The organism is Herbaspirillum sp. B65 (assembly GCF_000333555.1).
Lineage (GTDB): Bacteria > Pseudomonadota > Gammaproteobacteria > Burkholderiales > Burkholderiaceae_D > Herbaspirillum > Herbaspirillum rubrisubalbicans.
Map to the genome: position 1 here is coordinate 1 of NZ_BADI01000892.1, position 1,068 is coordinate 1,068.

1 protein-coding gene is annotated in these 1,068 nt (G+C 68.2%); it reads left to right on the forward strand.

Translation table 11 applies throughout. From position 1 onward, the window contains the following. On the forward strand, positions 1-1,068 hold a 1,068-nt coding region (locus I5W_RS21090; RefSeq protein ID WP_044530705.1), incomplete at both ends, for an aminotransferase-like domain-containing protein.

Here is a 1,068-nt window from a genome sequence, read left to right on the forward strand (position 1 = left end):
TCACCCGCGCCTATACCGAGGCGCGCCGCCGCCATCTGCTGGAGGCGCGCGGCTCGGCTGGCACCTTCGTGGCGGCGCCCAAGGTCGACTTGAGCCAGGTGATCGACCTCTCCATGAACATTCCACCACCTCCGGCCGGTGTCGATCTGGACGACCTGTTGCGCCAGGGGGTGTCGCAGATCCTGATCCATAGCGACGCCGACCTGCTGATGACCTACCACCTGGGCGGCGGCAGCAGTGCCGACCGCGCCGCCGGGGCGATGTGGTTGCAGCAACTGCTGGGGCACATCGATGAGCGCCGCGTGCTGGTCTGCCCCGGCGCGCAATCGGCGCTGGCCGCCTTGCTGTTGTCGCAGACCCAGCCCGGCGAGGTGATCCTGGCCGAGCCGCTGACCTATCCCGGCCTGCTGACGGCGGCCGTCCAACTGGGCCGACGCGTGGTGGCCGTGGGCGTCGATGGCGAAGGCATGAGGCCGGACCTGTTGCAGACCATGGCGCGCAAGCATGGCGCACGCCTGGTCTATCTGAATCCCACCCTGCACAATCCGACCACCCACACCATGCCCGCCGCGCGGCGCGCCGAGATCGCCGCAGTCGTCACGCGCCTGAACCTGCGCGTGATCGAAGACGACCCCTACTGGCGCTTCGCTGCGCACGCGCCCAAGCCGCTGGCGCACTATGCGCCGCAGCACGTGTTCTATGTCTCGACGCTTTCCAAGTGCCTGCTGCCGGGGCTGCGCACGGCCTATGTGGTCACGCCCGCGGGCGTGGGGCAGGAAGAGTTGCTGGGCGCGCTGCGCTCCTTTGTACTGATGTCCACGCCGCTGATGACGGCGCTGTCCACCCAGTGGATCCACGATGGCACTGCCGACAAACTGCTGGAAGGCATCCGCCATGAAGCCAGGACGCGCCAGGAGCTGGCATTGCGCACCCTGGGTGATGCCGACCTGGCCGGTGCGGGCGGTATTCATCTCTGGAAGGCGCTGCCGGGCCATTGGAACGGCCCGGATTTCGTGCTCAAGGCGCGCCAGGCCGGCTTGAACGTGGTGGCGCAAGACAGTTTCCAGG